The 14591-nt window shown below is 25.7% G+C and carries 17 protein-coding genes and 1 pseudogene; 10 read left to right on the top strand and 8 right to left on the bottom strand.

Annotated features, from left to right (window positions below; all coding sequences use genetic code 11):
• The first annotated feature begins 11 nt into the window (after positions 1–11).
• From CRU94_RS01715 to CRU94_RS01705, 3 genes are read left to right on the top strand one after another with little or no spacing between them, the layout of a single operon-like run.
• A complete protein-coding gene (locus tag CRU94_RS01715) occupies positions 12–1208 on the top strand; it encodes a type II toxin-antitoxin system HipA family toxin (protein WP_129105099.1) in 1197 nt (398 codons plus the stop codon).
• Positions 1195–1431: a helix-turn-helix domain-containing protein gene (locus tag CRU94_RS01710; RefSeq protein WP_129105098.1), complete on the top strand. Its 237-nt coding sequence runs from the start codon at positions 1195–1197 to the stop codon at positions 1429–1431. The genes CRU94_RS01715 and CRU94_RS01710 overlap by 14 nt, the downstream gene beginning before the upstream one ends.
• Before the next feature lie 12 nt (positions 1432–1443).
• Positions 1444–1965: a GNAT family N-acetyltransferase gene (locus CRU94_RS01705; protein WP_129105097.1), complete on the top strand. Its 522-nt coding sequence runs from the start codon at positions 1444–1446 to the stop codon at positions 1963–1965.
• A 336-nt stretch (positions 1966–2301) separates the two neighbouring features.
• Here the strand turns inward: CRU94_RS01705 and CRU94_RS01700 are convergent, their stop codons facing one another.
• From CRU94_RS01700 to CRU94_RS01665, 8 genes are all read right to left on the bottom strand, one after another.
• Positions 2302–2994, bottom strand: a complete 693-nt coding sequence (locus CRU94_RS01700) for a nucleotidyl transferase AbiEii/AbiGii toxin family protein (protein WP_164966551.1) — start codon at positions 2992–2994, stop codon at positions 2302–2304.
• Complete coding sequence (locus CRU94_RS01695; protein ID WP_129105095.1) at positions 2979–3233, bottom strand: hypothetical protein; 255 nt, start codon at positions 3231–3233, stop codon at positions 2979–2981. Before CRU94_RS01695 ends, CRU94_RS01700 begins: the two co-directional genes overlap by 16 nt.
• Positions 3234–3415: 182 nt before the next feature.
• Positions 3416–3649: an addiction module protein gene (locus tag CRU94_RS01690; protein WP_129105094.1), complete on the bottom strand. Its 234-nt coding sequence runs from the start codon at positions 3647–3649 to the stop codon at positions 3416–3418.
• Between the two features lie 311 nt (positions 3650–3960).
• Positions 3961–4728, bottom strand: a complete 768-nt coding sequence (locus CRU94_RS01685; protein ID WP_129105093.1) for a type II restriction endonuclease — start codon at positions 4726–4728, stop codon at positions 3961–3963.
• Entirely contained in the window at positions 4721–5701 is a 981-nt protein-coding gene (gene dcm / locus CRU94_RS01680) for a DNA (cytosine-5-)-methyltransferase (RefSeq protein ID WP_129105092.1), read from the bottom strand. The genes CRU94_RS01685 and dcm overlap by 8 nt, the downstream gene beginning before the upstream one ends.
• Complete coding sequence (locus tag CRU94_RS01675; protein WP_164966550.1) at positions 5698–6018, bottom strand: hypothetical protein; 321 nt, start codon at positions 6016–6018, stop codon at positions 5698–5700. Before CRU94_RS01675 ends, dcm begins: the two co-directional genes overlap by 4 nt.
• A 39-nt stretch (positions 6019–6057) precedes the next feature.
• A complete protein-coding gene (locus CRU94_RS01670) occupies positions 6058–7002 on the bottom strand; it encodes an endonuclease/exonuclease/phosphatase family protein (protein WP_129105090.1) in 945 nt (314 codons plus the stop codon).
• Entirely contained in the window at positions 7002–9107 is a 2106-nt protein-coding gene (locus CRU94_RS01665) for a cache domain-containing protein (protein ID WP_129105089.1), read from the bottom strand. Before CRU94_RS01665 ends, CRU94_RS01670 begins: the two co-directional genes overlap by 1 nt.
• A gap of 152 nt (positions 9108–9259) precedes the next feature.
• Between CRU94_RS01665 and CRU94_RS01660 the strand changes: the two genes are divergently transcribed.
• The 7 genes and pseudogenes from CRU94_RS01660 (at position 9260) to CRU94_RS01635 (ending at position 14591) form a co-directional block, all read left to right on the top strand.
• Complete coding sequence (locus CRU94_RS01660; protein ID WP_129105088.1) at positions 9260–9709, top strand: Spy/CpxP family protein refolding chaperone; 450 nt, start codon at positions 9260–9262, stop codon at positions 9707–9709.
• Positions 9710–9712: 3 nt separating this feature from the next.
• The gene (locus CRU94_RS01655) at positions 9713–10393 is read left to right on the top strand and encodes a response regulator transcription factor (RefSeq protein WP_129105087.1); all 681 of its coding nucleotides are present in this window, start codon (positions 9713–9715) and stop codon (positions 10391–10393) included.
• Entirely contained in the window at positions 10390–11622 is a 1233-nt protein-coding gene (locus CRU94_RS01650) for an ArsS family sensor histidine kinase (protein ID WP_129105086.1), read from the top strand. Before CRU94_RS01655 ends, CRU94_RS01650 begins: the two co-directional genes overlap by 4 nt.
• Before the next feature lie 5 nt (positions 11623–11627).
• Positions 11628–12758 (top strand): BaiN/RdsA family NAD(P)/FAD-dependent oxidoreductase, encoded by a 1131-nt coding sequence (locus tag CRU94_RS01645; RefSeq protein ID WP_258237377.1) that lies wholly within the window; start codon positions 11628–11630, stop codon positions 12756–12758.
• A gap of 47 nt (positions 12759–12805) precedes the next feature.
• A pseudogene (locus CRU94_RS09760) lies at positions 12806–13801 on the top strand (methyl-accepting chemotaxis protein); the annotation flags it as partial.
• Positions 13799–14221 carry a CZB domain-containing protein gene (locus CRU94_RS09825; protein ID WP_258237376.1) on the top strand — a complete coding sequence of 141 codons (423 nt, stop codon included), beginning with the start codon at positions 13799–13801 and terminating at the stop codon, positions 14219–14221. The pseudogene CRU94_RS09760 and the gene CRU94_RS09825, both read left to right, overlap by 3 nt.
• On the top strand, positions 14211–14591 hold the full coding sequence (locus tag CRU94_RS01635) for a response regulator (protein ID WP_129105083.1): 381 nt from the start codon (positions 14211–14213) through the stop codon (positions 14589–14591). The genes CRU94_RS09825 and CRU94_RS01635 overlap by 11 nt, the downstream gene beginning before the upstream one ends.

Genomic DNA, 14591 nt, shown 5'->3' with positions numbered 1-14591 from the left:
AAAGTTGAGAAATGAAAAAAATATATGTAAATATAGATGATACAAATGTTGGTGAGTTATTTTTTGAAAAAGATAAAAATCAATATGGATTTAATTATTTGAAAAATTATAAACCAATCTCTTTGATTATGCCTTATAAAAGCTCCTCTTATATTTGGAAATATAAACTTCACCCAATTTTTGATATGAATATGCCAGAAGGTTATCTTTTTGAACTTTTTAAAAACTATTTAACAAAAGAGTATGGATATATTGATGATTTTTTAGTTTTTTCTCATATTTGTTCAAATATTCAAAGTAGATTAACATACAAAAGTGAGTTTGAAAAAAAAGAGTTTTTCTCTTTTGATTTAAATGAAGTTTTACAAAATGATACACAAGAGACATTTTACAAAATCGTTACAACATTTTTATCTAAAAATGCAATCTCAGGGATTCAGCCAAAATCTTTGGCAATTTTAGAAGATAAAGAGAGTTTAATCTCAAAAGAGTACATAATAAAAACTTGGGGTGAAGAGTATCCCCAACTTGCACTAAATGAGTATTTTTGTCTAAAAGCTATTTTTAAAACTGGAGTGAAAATCCCAAATATAAAAGTTTCTAAAAATGGCAAATTTTTATTGGTAGAGCGATTTAATTATGATAAACAAACTGATAATTTTTTGGGCTTTGAAGAGATACTTTGTCTGCTTGGGAAAAATAAAGATGAAAAATATAGTGGAAGTTATGAACAAATATCAAAAGTGATTTATAGTGTTAGCACTCAAAAACTTGAAGATATGAAAAGCTTTTATAAACTAATAATCATGAATTATTTGCTTAAAAATGGTGATGCTCATCTTAAAAATTTTGGAATACTTTATAGTAGTGATTTTTCACAAATTTTCTTTGCACCAGCTTATGATGTGGTAAATACAGTTGTATATTTTCACAAAGATAGACCAGCTTTAAGTATGTTTGGTAAAAAAGTTTGGTTTGGGAAAAAAGAGCTTGTTAAGTTTGGAATACAAAACTGTTATTTAAATGAAAATGAAGCAAATGAAATATATGAACTTTGTATAAAAGCTTTGAAAAGTTCTATATTTGAGCTTGAAGAGTATTTGAAAAATGATAAAAATTTTGAAGAAATTGGAACAAAGATGTTAAATATTTGGAAGTTATCACTTGATGAAAAAACATATAAGGAGATACCAAATGAAACTATATGAAATAGGGCAAAAAATCAAAGTTTTAAGAGAAGAAAAAAAACTTACCCAAGAAGAACTTGCAAATATTTGTGGAATAAGTAGAGTAACTTTAGGCAAAGTTGAAAAGGGTGAACTTGGAAATACAAGTGTTAAAACTCTTGATTTGATTTTAGATAGTTTAGGTTTTGAAATAGAGTTTAAAACCAAACAAAATTTTGGACTTCCTAGTTTGGATGAGTTGTAAAATGGAGATATTATGCAAGATTTAAAATTTAGAGTATTTAAAAAAGATGATATAAAAGCAGTTGTAGAGCTAATAAACAAAGCATATAGAGAAAAAAATCCAAACTCTTGGACAAGTGAAGCTCACTTGCTTAGTGGAATTAGAGTAAATGAAGATATGCTAAATGAGATTTTAGAGAATAAAAATATAGTTACATATATAGCTTTATTGGATGAAAAAATTGTAGCAACAATTCAAACAAAACTAGAAGATGAAGATATTCATATTGGACTTTTTGCTGTTCATCCAGATTTTCAAAGCTTTGGAGTAGGAAAAAAGCTTTTAGCTTTTGCAGAAGAAAGCTCTAAAAAACTTTGGAAAAAATCAAGCTTTGTGATGGAAGTAATATCAAATAGAGTTGAGCTAAGAGATTACTATATTAGAAGAGGTTACCAAAATACAAATAGTTTTATTGAGTTTCCAAAATCTTCTTACTGGTCACCACTTACAAATGAAGAGTTAAAACTTTTGGTTTTAAAAAAATATATAGATTAGTTTTAAGCATCGTAAATTTGTCCATCAAAAAAGATGTTTTGGAGTGGAATATTGTTTTTATCTTCTAAGGCTTTAAAAAGTGTATTAAAATTTTTATCGTGGATTGTTAAGCGATTTTCTATTATTTCAAATCTCTCAAACAAAGCTATATTTTGAGAGATTACTTTTCGCATCTCTACAAAAGTTTTTATTAGATTTATTGCAATTTGTAATTAAATTTGATTTTTATATTTTAAGCTTTTTCAAATAGCTCTTTTCTAGCTTCAAATCCTTTTGTGTAGTTTGCTAAAATTTTCAATATGATTTATTTTGATTCTTTTATTAATACTCTTATTATTAACCAATTTTTGAAATTAAATATTCAGGAGCTTGTTTAGAAATTTCAATATATTTTTCAAAAGGTTTTACTATATTTAATTGTGATATATAACGATTTTTATTTAGTTGAAGCAAAGATTCTTTTAATATTTTTAAATCATCTTTAGTTACTTTTTCCAACTCTATTAAATTATTAAATAAATTAGGATTATATTCCAAACATATAGCAATATCGATAATATCTCTTGTCTTATTGTCTTTTTTCCTAAATGTAATTTTTTTTGCAATAATATCTGTAATATCTTCAATATATAAATCAAAATCAACTAATTTTTTTGAAGTATCAATTTTAAAATTACTTGAGTTAGAATCTACAAGAATATCAACTTTTATACCATTTTTTGTAATTAATCCTACATGATTGTGTTGATCTATATATTCAATATTTTGAAAAGAGTTTGATTCTTCAATCCACATTTTTGGTCTAATATAATCTAAATATTGAACATCTGACACAAATAAATTAATATCAAAACTTAGTCTATGTTGAAAATAGTAAATTGCTAAAGCAGTACCACCTCCAAATCTTATTTTTGAAGATGGAATATGTTTTGCTCCAGATTCTTTGAAAAATAAATCTAGTGCGATAATTTGCTTTTTATAATGTTCTTCTATAAAATCTAAATTAGTAAGTTTTAGTAAGGTTGGCACGATAATAAATAGTCTATATTTTTTGAATTTATATGAAAATAGTTTTTAAAACTATTGATTTCATAACTAGTTGCTTCTGTTTGAATAGTATCAACAGCATATTTTTCTAGTTCTGTAAATTCACTACACTTTTTATTAAATAAACTTAGAAGTTTATCAACTGTAAAATGTAAATTTTTATCACCAATAGAGTTATTAACAGTAGATAACAGCATTGGTGTATATTGATTAATACTCATATTGGACTCCTTGTTTTAATAGTATGTAAATTGTAATATAAAACTGTTAATGTTTTAATAAAGAATATATGAATATTTGGTTTTTATATTTTAAAGATTTTTGTAGTTAAAGGTTTCATTACAAAAAATAATAACTATATAGCTATTTAACTCTATTTCTGCTTCAAAATGAAAAGAGTATTTCATTTATCAAACTTTTTAGCAATTTTTCTAAAAACTTCATCTCCATCTATAAGCTCTGTTTGATTTAATTCAATTTGATTTTTTCGCTCTTTTGCCTCTTTTATCCATAAATCAGTTATTGTTTTATCTGTTGGATTTAAGCTAGATAATATTTTATCAACAATTTTTGTTTTTATATCTATTGGTAAAAGTTCTACTTCATCTAATAGTTGTTTTTGATTTAATGCCAACATTTTAAATCATTTTTTAAATTAAGTTGTTGATTATATCATATTTGATTTTTATATTTTAAAGCTTTTTCAAATAGCTCTTTTCTAGCTTCAAATCCTTTTGTATCATTTGCTAAAAACTTTTTAATATTATTCGGAAGTGGGACTTCAGTCCCACCATTACTTTTATCGATGGGACTGAAGTCCCATTTCCGAAAAACCAATATTAACTACCCTCAACAATTTTAATCTCATCAGGAGTTAAATCATAGAGTTTATAAACCATTTGGTCGATTTCTTTATCTGTAATATTGATTTATAAACCTTATTTCTTATTATTTTATTAATTCAGCAGGGTTTATTTTAAATTGTAGCATATTGGCTGTTTGTCGTCCACCATCTCCACCTTTTCTTTGAATAGTTATATTTCCAATCTTAAAGCTACCTCTTGAAGTTATAGAAATTTCTCCATTTCCAAAGTGATTTAAAACTTTATTTATTGGTTCTAGTGCCCATTTTATAATCTCTGTATCTTTTAATTTTAAAATAACTAACATCCATTCAGCAGCGAATTTACCTCTTCCTTTTAAAATATCATTCACAATTAATGTTTTATTATCATTTAAAAACTTTAATAATACTTGTTGTTCATCTTTTGAAAACTCATCTGCAAACATTCTTCTTTCATCTCTTGGATTTGTGATTTTTGGTGACTTTTCACCTGTAAAGTGTTGTAATAATTCATAAACATCACTTGGAATATTCCAAAGTTCGTTGTAGCTTTTTAACCATCTTTTATCTATTTGATTGAAACCCTTTGGGTTTGACACAAGTTTTACTTGTAAGTTTTGAATATCAGTTAGACTTTTAAGTTTTATTTCAATTTTTATTTCTACTTGAATATCTGCTTTATAAGAGCCTTTGACTTTTGTAGCTTTAACACTTTCAATATCTGTTAAATCGTAATTCATTGCTTGTAGCCAAAGCTGAGCTATTTCGCTATCTTTCCAGTGATTAAATTCACAAACTACAAAATCTTCATTCTTAAAACCATTTTTTGCTATTGTAGAACCTCTATTTATTAATATTTCTTTATCAGTCATTTATTTTACCTATTGCTTTCATTAAATTTTTACTTATCTCTTCAATAACATTTACAGTCATTGCATTTCCTGATTGCTGCAGAAGTTTTGAGTTTGATATTTTACCTTTTACTTTATTCGCATATTTTTTAGGAAAACCTTGAAGTAATAATGATTCATATCCTGAAAGCTTTCTAAATTTTTTGTTTTTCACATAAAGAATGCCGTGTCTACTCCTTCTTAAAGTAGGAGTTTTTTTATCATAAATCCGCAAATCTGATTGTCTTGTATCTATTACTTTAAAATCTTCTGATAATAAATCATCAATTTTATATTTATTTTTATTATATTTATTGTTTAAATATTTTAAAAAAGTTTGATACGATGATAATCGTTCATCAAATATTAATTCTTCATCATCTATTAAACACTCTTCTATGTTTATTTTTGTATTACTTGATTTCGGAAATTCATATTTAAAATTATCATCAATTAAATCTTTTTGAACTCCAACAAAATATATTCTCTCTCTCATTTGAGGTACACCAAAATTTAAACTGTTCAATATATTGTGATATACTCTATACCCTGCACTATCTAAGAGCTCTAAAATAATTTTTAAAGTATTACCTTTATCATGATTTAATAAACCTTTTACATTTTCTAAAATAAAATATTTTACATTTTTAGCTTTGAGTATTTTAACTAAGCCATAAATTACTTGTCCTCTTTCCTCATCATCTAAGCCATATCTAGTACCAATAATTGAAAATGTTTGGCATGGAAAACCACCTACCATAAAATCAAAATCTGGTAGATCACTAGGGTCGATTTTCATCAAATCCCCATAGTTTTTTTCATCTTTACCAAAAAATTCTTTATATGTTATTTCTGCATCTTTATCTATTTCGCTAAAGCCAACACAAGACATTCCAAGGTTTTCTAAACCTATTCTTCCTCCGCCAATACCAGCACAAAAATCCATAAATTTCATTTTTTTAAATCTTTTAAATTAATTTTTTTAGCAATTGTATCAAAAATATTTAAACTACAATAAAAATATTTTAATTTGTAATATAAATTTTCCATTAATTTTATTTTTTCTAAGTTAAAATAATTTGAATTAGAATTATTGATTTTATAATCCGAAAACTTTTCAAAAATATCAACCAAAAAACCATCTTGATATTTTTCCTCTTTTACTGTTTTTATATACTCAACTTTTGCTAAAAACTTTTGAAACGAAGCCCATCTAGTGGCTACCAAAATCTCATCTTGACTTATACTATTTAAAACTGTTTTTTGAAACATTGACAATTTTTTATCCCCTTGATTTTTTAATTTCTCTATTTAAACTTCTATTTCACAGACCACTTGTGCATGGTCACTTGTAGCCAAACTTCCATTTTGATTCTTTTTTAAATGCTCATCAAAAACTTTAAAATCTTTGATTTTATCTTTTAAAAATCTATTTACAAAAATAAAATCAAGAGTGTTTCCTTTGCCTATAAAATAGCTTGTTGGTGTTCTTTTAAAACCTTTGAACTCTGGATGTGGATTGTAAACTTTTTTTGGTGCAAAATCATAGCTATCAAACAAAACTAAATCATCTTTTAAAAGCTCTTTTATATAAAACCTTTTGTTTGTAAGTGCATCAATAGTTATTGAATACTCTCTATCGTTTAAATCACAAAGCAAAATAGATGCACTTTTTTGTTTTTTTATATCAAAGTGAAGAGTTTTTGCCTCATTAAGGCGTTGTTTTAATGAAAGAGAGTAGTTGTTTTTTAAAGCAATATCAAGTTTGTTTTTTTTCTCTTCAAGAGTCGTATCTTTTGTAAATCTATACTCAAACTCATTTAATCTATTTGATTTTAAGTGAGCTACATATACAACAATTTCTAAATTATCATTAAGGCAAATAGTTGCTTTTATAGGCTCTCTTGCAAAAGAGAAATTATCTTTTGTCTCTACTTTTTCTATATTTTTAATTGGAAATTTAGTAGCTAATGCTACTGTTGTAGATTTAAAAACTTGGTTTTTCTCTTCTAATCTTGGAGTTTGAACAACTACAAACTCTTTAAATCCAAGCTCCAAAACAAGACTCTTTAACTCATCTTGTGAAAAAACCTCTTGAAAACCTACAATATCGCAATCCATTTTAAGAAGCTGTTTTTTTATCCAAGATTTTTTCTCTTCCCAATCGCTTTTGGTAAATCTATCTTTTTTTGTGTAAAAAGAGTGGTTATTTGAGCAAAATTGAAAAAGATTAAAAGTAGCAACTTTAATCAACATTATTTCATAACCACACAATTTCTTCCAGATCTTTTTGCTTCATAAAGATTTTCATCTGCATTTTTATATAACTCTTCGCTACTATTTATCTCAACACCATTTTTACAAACCACTCCAAGAGAGATTGTTACATATTGAGAAACTTTGTTTCCACTATGCTCTATTTTTAGATTTTCAATATCATTTTTTATCAATAAAGCATAATCCATAGCCTTGCTTTTTTCAATATGAGAAATTACAGCAAACTCTTCTCCTCCAACTCTAAATGCAAAATCTCCAGCTCTGTGAGTTCTATTTTTCAAAACATTTGCTACACTTTTTATTACAAAATCTCCCTCTTGGTGACCATAAGTATCATTGTACTGTTTGAAAAAGTCAATATCTAAGAAAATCAAACAAAGCTCTTTGTTGTCTCTTTTTGCTCTATTTATCTCCTCTTCTATTTTTGTATTAAAAAATCTTCTATTATAAATCTTTGTTAGCTCATCTGTTATTGAAAGCTCCTCTATATACTTTCTATTTGTAATATCTGTTTTTATAGAGGTAAAACCTACAATCTCATCATTTTTTAAAATAGGAGTGATAATTGCATAAACCCAATAAGTATCCCCATTTTTATGTAGATTTTTAATCTCACCTCTCCACTCTTGTTTGTTTAAAAGTTTTTCCCACATATCTTCATAAAAAGTAGCAGGAGTATCAGGATGTCTTACAATGTTGTGAGATTTTTTTATAAGTTCATCTTTTTTATATCCTGATATTTCACAAAAAGCTTCACTAATTTCAGTTATAACGCCTTTTTTATCGGTAGTTGAAACTATCACATTTTGATTAACAATATTTACATAATCTTGTAGTTTTTTCTCAACTATATTTTTATTTTCTAAAGTTTTATTAAGTCTATTTGCAAGAATTATAAACTCTTTAAAGCTTAAACTATTTGTATCTATCTTCTCATTTTTTAAAGATGCTTTATTAAAAGAAAGAATTACATTTTTGATATTTTTATTTATAAAATCTGCTAAATATTTTGAAATAAAATAGATAGCTACTAAAATAAGTAAAAATATAACAAACATAGATAATATTTGCTGATTTATATTTTTCTTAAACAAAGCCTCTTTTCTTAATAACTCATTTTCAGCTTCATCTAAATATACCCCAGAACCAATTACCCAACCATACTCATCATATTTTTTCAAAAATGATATTTTTTCAAACTCTTCATTGCTATTTGGTTTTTTAAAGTTATATTCAAAAAAACCGCCATCTTTATTTTGAGCAATCTCTAACTGCTTTTTAAATAGCTCTGGAAATGGGTGAGGTGCTGATTTTGTTTTTTTACCTTCAAAAATCAAAGTTTTACCATCTGTTGTATTTAAAAACATATAACTACTATTTTCATATTTTAAAGAGTTTAGCCAGCTTAAAATCTCATCTTTGTTTTTCTCTCTTAACTCATCTAAATACTCTCCTGTACCAATATGCCAGTCAAAAGGTTCAAAAAATTTAATATATGATAGTTTTATATGTTTTTTTTCATTTTTATTATTTGGTTTAACAAAATAGTTTGTTGTAAATCCCTCTTTTTTCTCTTTTGCTATTTTAATCTGTTCTTGAATTATAAACTTATTTTTTGAATCTTTTAGATTTATAACATCAAAATATTTATCTAACATAATATTATTATCAAATAAAATAGCTTGTCCACTATTACTATTTATAAAAAAATAACTATTTTTATCTTTAAATTTAAAATCTTGTAAAGATTTTGCAATAAGATACTTTATCTCCTCTTCTGATTTTGTATCAATATTTTTATTGTAAATATCCATAGCTAAATTATAAGCTTGATTTACTCTATCTTTTAGTAAATCTTCAACTTTTTTTCTTAAAATATTTTCTCTATAATCAATAATTTCATAAAGCATTTTAACTTCATTTTTTACCTCTCGTTTTTTCTGTTCAGTAAATTCAACTCTTAAATGTTTTAACTCATTCTTGAAACTTTTATATTGAAAAATAACAGATACAATAAAGGCTAAAGCAACTGATGTGAAGGCTATAATAAATATAAATTTTGTTAAAAACTTTGATAATTTCATTCTTTCTCTTTTTTAAAATTATTTTTTAAATTCTTAGATTGTATCAAAACAGATATTATTTTTTGTTTATTGTAAGGTTTCGTTAATATAAAATTTAAGATTCATTAAAGTTGTTATGTAATAATTTCATTATCTTAAAAAAAGGATTTCAAATGAGAAAAATCGTATCAAGTTTAGCTTTAGCTTCAATTTTGGTAAGTGGGCTTTATGCACAACAAGGTGGGGCAAATTGTGATTTTAGAAAAGATAATCAAAACTGCCCAATAAATAAAAAAGATAACAAAATGATGTCAAAACAACAAAGTGGTATTTTAGGAATTTTTTATGAGTTAAATTTAACAAAAGATCAAAAAACAAAGATTGACAATATAATAAAAGATAGCAAAAAAAACCAAGAGTTTCCTTGTGATGCTTTCTCAAAAGATAGTTTTGATAAAGAGAAATTTATTAAAATTATGAAAGATAAGAGAGAGAAAAATCAAGAGTTACATGCTAATACAATAGAGAAAGCTTATAAAGTTTTAGATTCAAAACAAAAAGAGCAGTTAAGAACTTTGCTTGATTTAAGAAAAGAGAGAATGAAACAAAGATTTGAAGATTAAACTATGATAAAAATTGCAATGATAGAGGATGACTTAGAGTTAGCAAATGTTTTAAGTAGCTATTTAAAGCAGTTTAATATTCAAGTAGTAAATTATGAAGAGCCATTTTTGGCTCTTTCTAGTTTAAAATTAGAAAAATTTGATTTGATAATTTTAGATTTAACACTTCCTGGTATGGATGGATTAGATGTTTGTAAAGAGCTTGTTAATAAATTTGATATACCAATTATAATTTCAAGTGCAAGAAGTGATATTACAGATAAGGTTACTGCTTTAAAATTAGGAGCTGATGACTATTTACCAAAACCTTATGACCCAAGAGAGTTAGAGGTTCGTATTAGAACAATTTTACGAAGATTTAATAAATCAATACAAGTAGATGAGCCAAATATTAAAAAACAATTTCTTTTAAATGAGGAGAAAAAAGAGATTACAAAAGATGGTGAATATATTAAATTAACAGCCGCTGAGTTTGAAATACTAAGTCTATTTATAAAAAGAGAGGGGTTCATAGTAAGCAGAGAGGATATTTTTGAAAACTCAGATGTTTTAAATAGTGATTATGAAAGTAGTGGTTCACTTGCAGTTATAATAAATAGAATTAGACACAAAATAGAAGAGAATCCAAAAGAGCCAAAATATATTCAAACTATTAGAGGAATGGGGTATAAATTTATACAATGAACAAAGATTCAATAATATTTTCAAGTACTTTAAACTATATTATTACAATATTACTTCTTATTTTTTCATTTATATTTTTACTTACAAATGAAAACTATCTTAAAGATAGAGAGTTAATAGATAAATATAGACCGCTTTTTAAAGTAGTTGATAAACAAAGACACAACATAAATCAAGAGTTTAAAAGTTTTTTAAAAGATATGAACTATGAGTTATATTTTGATAAAGATATAAAACCTATTTTAGAAAATAAAAATAAAAAACTTATATTTTCAAGAAATAGGGGCAAAGAGGTTTTTAAAATATTTGTAATAGATGACAAAAACTATCTACTTTTTGAAAGACCAAGAGTTAGTTTTTTAATAAAAGATAGTGAAAGTAGTAGTTTTTCAAATAGCTATTATCTTGTTTTTGTATTTTTTATCCTATTTTTTGTTTTAACTTTTTTATATATAAGAACCTTAAAACAGCTTTTTCCTCTTAAGATTTTAAAAGATAAGGTTATAAATCTTGGAGATGAGAAGTTTGATTTTGAGATAAAAAGTAGTGGCAAAAATGATGAGATAACAATTTTGACAAAAGAGTTTAAAAATAGTGCAAAAAAACTAAAAAATATAAAAGAGTCAAGAAATGTATTTATACGAAATATTATGCATGAACTTAAAACTCCAATTACAAAAGGAAAAATTCTTCTGCAGCTTGAACAAAATGAAGAGAATAGTGAAAAACTAAAGATGGTTTTCAATCGTTTAGAGTCTTTAATAAATGAGTTTGCAACTATTGAAGAGTTAATATCTCAAAATAAAATTTTAGAAAAAAAGAGCTATTTTTTAGAAGATTTATTAGATGAAGCAAAAGATATTTTGATGCTTGAAGATAGTTTGGTAAAAAACTCTTACGAAAATATAAAGCTTTTTGTGAATTTTAGGCTCTTTAGTATTGCTATAAAAAACCTAATTGATAATGCAATAAAATACTCAAGTAGCAAATCTCTTGAGATAAAAACTATTGGCGATGATATTTTATTTATAAATGATGGTGAGAAATTAAAAGGGGATTTTCAAAAATATTTAGAGCCATTTTCTATAAAAACTTCAAATGAATCTTTTGGTTTGGGACTCTATATTGTATTTAATATTTTAAAAGCAAATGGGTATAATCTGCTTTATGATTATATAGATGGTAAAAATATTTTTACCATAAAAAAGGATATAAAATTTACGACATAGCAATAATTGGAGCAGGTGCAAGTGGTTTGATGTTTGCTTCAAATTTAGATAAGAGAAAATTTAAAAATATTTGTTTAATAGATTCAAATGATAAAATAGGGCAAAAAATAAAAGTTTCAGGTGGAGCAAAGTGTAATATTACAAATGAGTTTGTAAGTGAAAATAACTATTTAGGGGATAGAGATTTTGCCAAAGATATTTTAAAAAGATTCTCAAAAGATGATTTGCTTAGATTTTTAAATAAAAATCAGCTCTATCCAAAAATAAATCCAAAAATAGTAAAAGGTACATATTTTTGTAACTCTAGCCAAGATGTTATAGATATGTTTAATCTTTTAACAACTCATATAAAAAAGTTTCTCTCTACAAAGGTTTTGGATATTTCATATAATAATTTTTTTACAATAACTACAAGTAGAGGCAGTATTGAAGCAAAAAAAGTTGTAGTTGCTAGTGGAGGTTTATCTTACACCTCTTTGGGAGCTTCAACTATTGCTTTTGATATTGCAAAAAAGTTTAATCATAAAGTAGTTGATTTAAATCCAGCACTTGTAGGCTTTACAGTTCAAAAAGAGCAGTTTTGGTTTAAAGATTTATCAGGACTTTCAATATTTGTAAATATATTTGTTGAAGATAAAAAGATAGAAGGAAATCTACTTTTTGCTCATAAAGGTTTTAGTGGACCAGCTGTTTTAAGTAGCTCTTTGTATTGGAAAAAGGGAAAAATAGCAATTGATTTTTTACCAAATATTGATATTAAAAAACTTTTAGTTGGAAATAAAAATATCTCAACAGCCTTGCCTTTACCAAAAAGATTTACTCAAGAGTTTTTAAAATCGATAAATTTAGAGGATAAACCTTGTTCAAAATTGAGCAAAGAGGAGCTTGAGAGTTTAAAAATATTAAACAAATATAGTTTTGCTCCTGCTGGAAATTTTGGATATACAAAAGCAGAAGTTACAAAAGGTGGCATCTGTACAGATGAGATAAATCATAAAACATTTGAGAGTTTAAAACAAAAAGATTTGTATTTTATAGGAGAGTGCTTGGATTTAACGGGAGAGCTAGGTGGATTTAATTTTCAAATAATCTTTTCTCAAGCTTACTTATGTGCAAAAGAGCAAAATAATTTTTAAGTATATTTTAGCTACCCTTTAGAATTTAATAAAGCATAGGAGAAGAGATGTTTTTTAGCAGCAAAGAAAAAGATGAGAAAATTAAGAACTTAGAACTTGAAATAAGAGCTTTAAAAACTGAACTTATCAAAAAAGATGAGTTGGTTAAAAAAGAGTTTGATAAACTTAAAAAAGAGTTTGATACTTTACTTAATAAAAAAGATGAAGAGATTGAACTTTTTAAAAAAATATCAACACTTTCAATAGATGAAGGAATGGCTGTATTTGATGAAAATGATAAACTTTTCTTTGCAAATAGTGTTACTAAAACAAATTTAAGTGATTTTTCTCCTATTATTGAAGCGGTAAAAAAAGGGGAAGATAGAATTCTTTTACAAGAGTGCGAAGCTGAAGCTGTTGCTAAAAAATTCAAAAACTATACACTTGTTGCTTTAAGAAAAACATCAATTCACGATAATAAAGAGGGTGGACTTTTAGCAAGACATAATAAAAATGTTACAAAATCTTTAAGTGATACTCAAACTACATATTTAAGTCTTTTAGAAGAGCTACAATCTATGCAAAAAGAGTCAAATGAGACAGCAGATGGTTCAACAAAAGGTTTAAATCTGATTAAAGAGATAGTTTCATATACGGACAATCTTCATAGTGAAATTGCAAGTGAAAATGAAGTTGTAAATTCACTTGTTGTAAAGAGCCAAGATATCGCTTCTGTTATAAATATTATTCAAGAGATAGCTTTCCAAACAAATATTTTATCACTAAATGCTGCTGTTGAAGCAGCAACTGCTGGTGAAGCTGGAAAAGGTTTTGCTGTTGTTGCACAAGAGGTGAGAAATCTAGCTAGTAGAAGTGCGGATGCTGCAAAACAGATAAAAGATGTTGTTACAACAATTCAGCATGAAACAGAGAAGATAAAAACTAGTTCAGATGTTGTTACAAATGTTGTAAATGAGACAAAAACTAGAATTGATACTTTAAGCGGCTTAATGAATAGTTTCCAAAAAAATTCAAATAGAGCAGTTTATGAAGTTGAGAGTATTTCAAATAAGATATTTATAAATCTTGCAAAGCTAGATCATGTTATTTATAAAAACAATCTATATCAATTGATTTTTGGAAATCCAAATAACTTTAAAGCAGTTGATCATACACAGTGTAGATTAGGTCAATGGTATAATACAGGACTTGGAAAACAGGAGTTTAGTTTTGTACCTTCATTTAAAAGTTTAGATAATCCTCACTCAGTTGTACACAAAGAGGCAAATATTTTAGCAAAAGAGTGTTCAGGAAATGAGATATCGTGTTCAAAAGAGCTAATTGAAAATAAGATAGAGTTAGTCGAAAATGCTAGTGAAAAAGTATTTTTATATTTAGATAAAATTTTGGAAGAGAAAAACAATGCAGTTATGAAAGATGCTGCAACAAAACTATTTAATAAAGGAGTAACGAATGGAAAATAGAAAATTTAATATTGCAATAGTTGATGACGAAACAGAAATTTTAGATCTTTTAAATAGATTTTTAAGTAGAAATCCAAAATTCAAAATTTCATCTTTTTCTAATCCTCTTACATTTTTAAGTAGTAATGAGAGTTCAAAATATGATTTAGTACTTTTAGATATTATGATGCCACAAATGAATGGAATTGATGTTTTAGAAAAAATTAGAGATAAAGGTGAAGATCAAAAAGTTGTTATGATGACAGCATATTCAACTTTGGATAAAGTTTTAAAATCTCATAAAGAGGGAGCAACTCACTATATAATGAAACCATTTAGTTCTCTTGAAGCTTTGGAGAAACAAGTATTAGAGATACTAAATGAGAATTAA

The sequence above is a fragment of the Arcobacter sp. AHV-9/2010 genome (assembly GCF_004116575.1).
Lineage (GTDB): Bacteria > Campylobacterota > Campylobacteria > Campylobacterales > Arcobacteraceae > Aliarcobacter > Aliarcobacter skirrowii.
Note: the sequence above shows the minus strand (reverse complement) of the source record. Positions and strands in the feature narration are given on the sequence as shown.

What these genes read in the sequence shown, in the direction of transcription:
- CRU94_RS01660 (WP_129105088.1), top strand. Translation starts at nt 9,260, where the DNA reads ATGAGAAAAATCGTATCAAGTTTAGCTTTAGCTTCAATTTTGGTAAGT.
- CRU94_RS01650 (WP_129105086.1), top strand. Translation starts at nt 10,390, where the DNA reads ATGAACAAAGATTCAATAATATTTTCAAGTACTTTAAACTATATTATT.
- CRU94_RS01675 (WP_164966550.1), bottom strand. Translation starts at nt 6,018, where the DNA reads ATGTTTCAAAAAACAGTTTTAAATAGTATAAGTCAAGATGAGATTTTG.
- CRU94_RS01710 (WP_129105098.1), top strand. Translation starts at nt 1,195, where the DNA reads ATGAAACTATATGAAATAGGGCAAAAAATCAAAGTTTTAAGAGAAGAA.
- dcm (WP_129105092.1), bottom strand. Translation starts at nt 5,701, where the DNA reads ATGAAATTTATGGATTTTTGTGCTGGTATTGGCGGAGGAAGAATAGGT.
- CRU94_RS01695 (WP_129105095.1), bottom strand. Translation starts at nt 3,233, where the DNA reads ATGAGTATTAATCAATATACACCAATGCTGTTATCTACTGTTAATAAC.
- CRU94_RS01635 (WP_129105083.1), top strand. Translation starts at nt 14,211, where the DNA reads ATGGAAAATAGAAAATTTAATATTGCAATAGTTGATGACGAAACAGAA.
- CRU94_RS01705 (WP_129105097.1), top strand. Translation starts at nt 1,444, where the DNA reads ATGCAAGATTTAAAATTTAGAGTATTTAAAAAAGATGATATAAAAGCA.
- CRU94_RS01655 (WP_129105087.1), top strand. Translation starts at nt 9,713, where the DNA reads ATGATAAAAATTGCAATGATAGAGGATGACTTAGAGTTAGCAAATGTT.
- CRU94_RS01715 (WP_129105099.1), top strand. Translation starts at nt 12, where the DNA reads ATGAAAAAAATATATGTAAATATAGATGATACAAATGTTGGTGAGTTA.
- CRU94_RS01690 (WP_129105094.1), bottom strand. Translation starts at nt 3,649, where the DNA reads ATGTTGGCATTAAATCAAAAACAACTATTAGATGAAGTAGAACTTTTA.
- CRU94_RS01670 (WP_129105090.1), bottom strand. Translation starts at nt 7,002, where the DNA reads ATGTTGATTAAAGTTGCTACTTTTAATCTTTTTCAATTTTGCTCAAAT.
- CRU94_RS01685 (WP_129105093.1), bottom strand. Translation starts at nt 4,728, where the DNA reads ATGACTGATAAAGAAATATTAATAAATAGAGGTTCTACAATAGCAAAA.
- CRU94_RS01665 (WP_129105089.1), bottom strand. Translation starts at nt 9,107, where the DNA reads ATGAAATTATCAAAGTTTTTAACAAAATTTATATTTATTATAGCCTTC.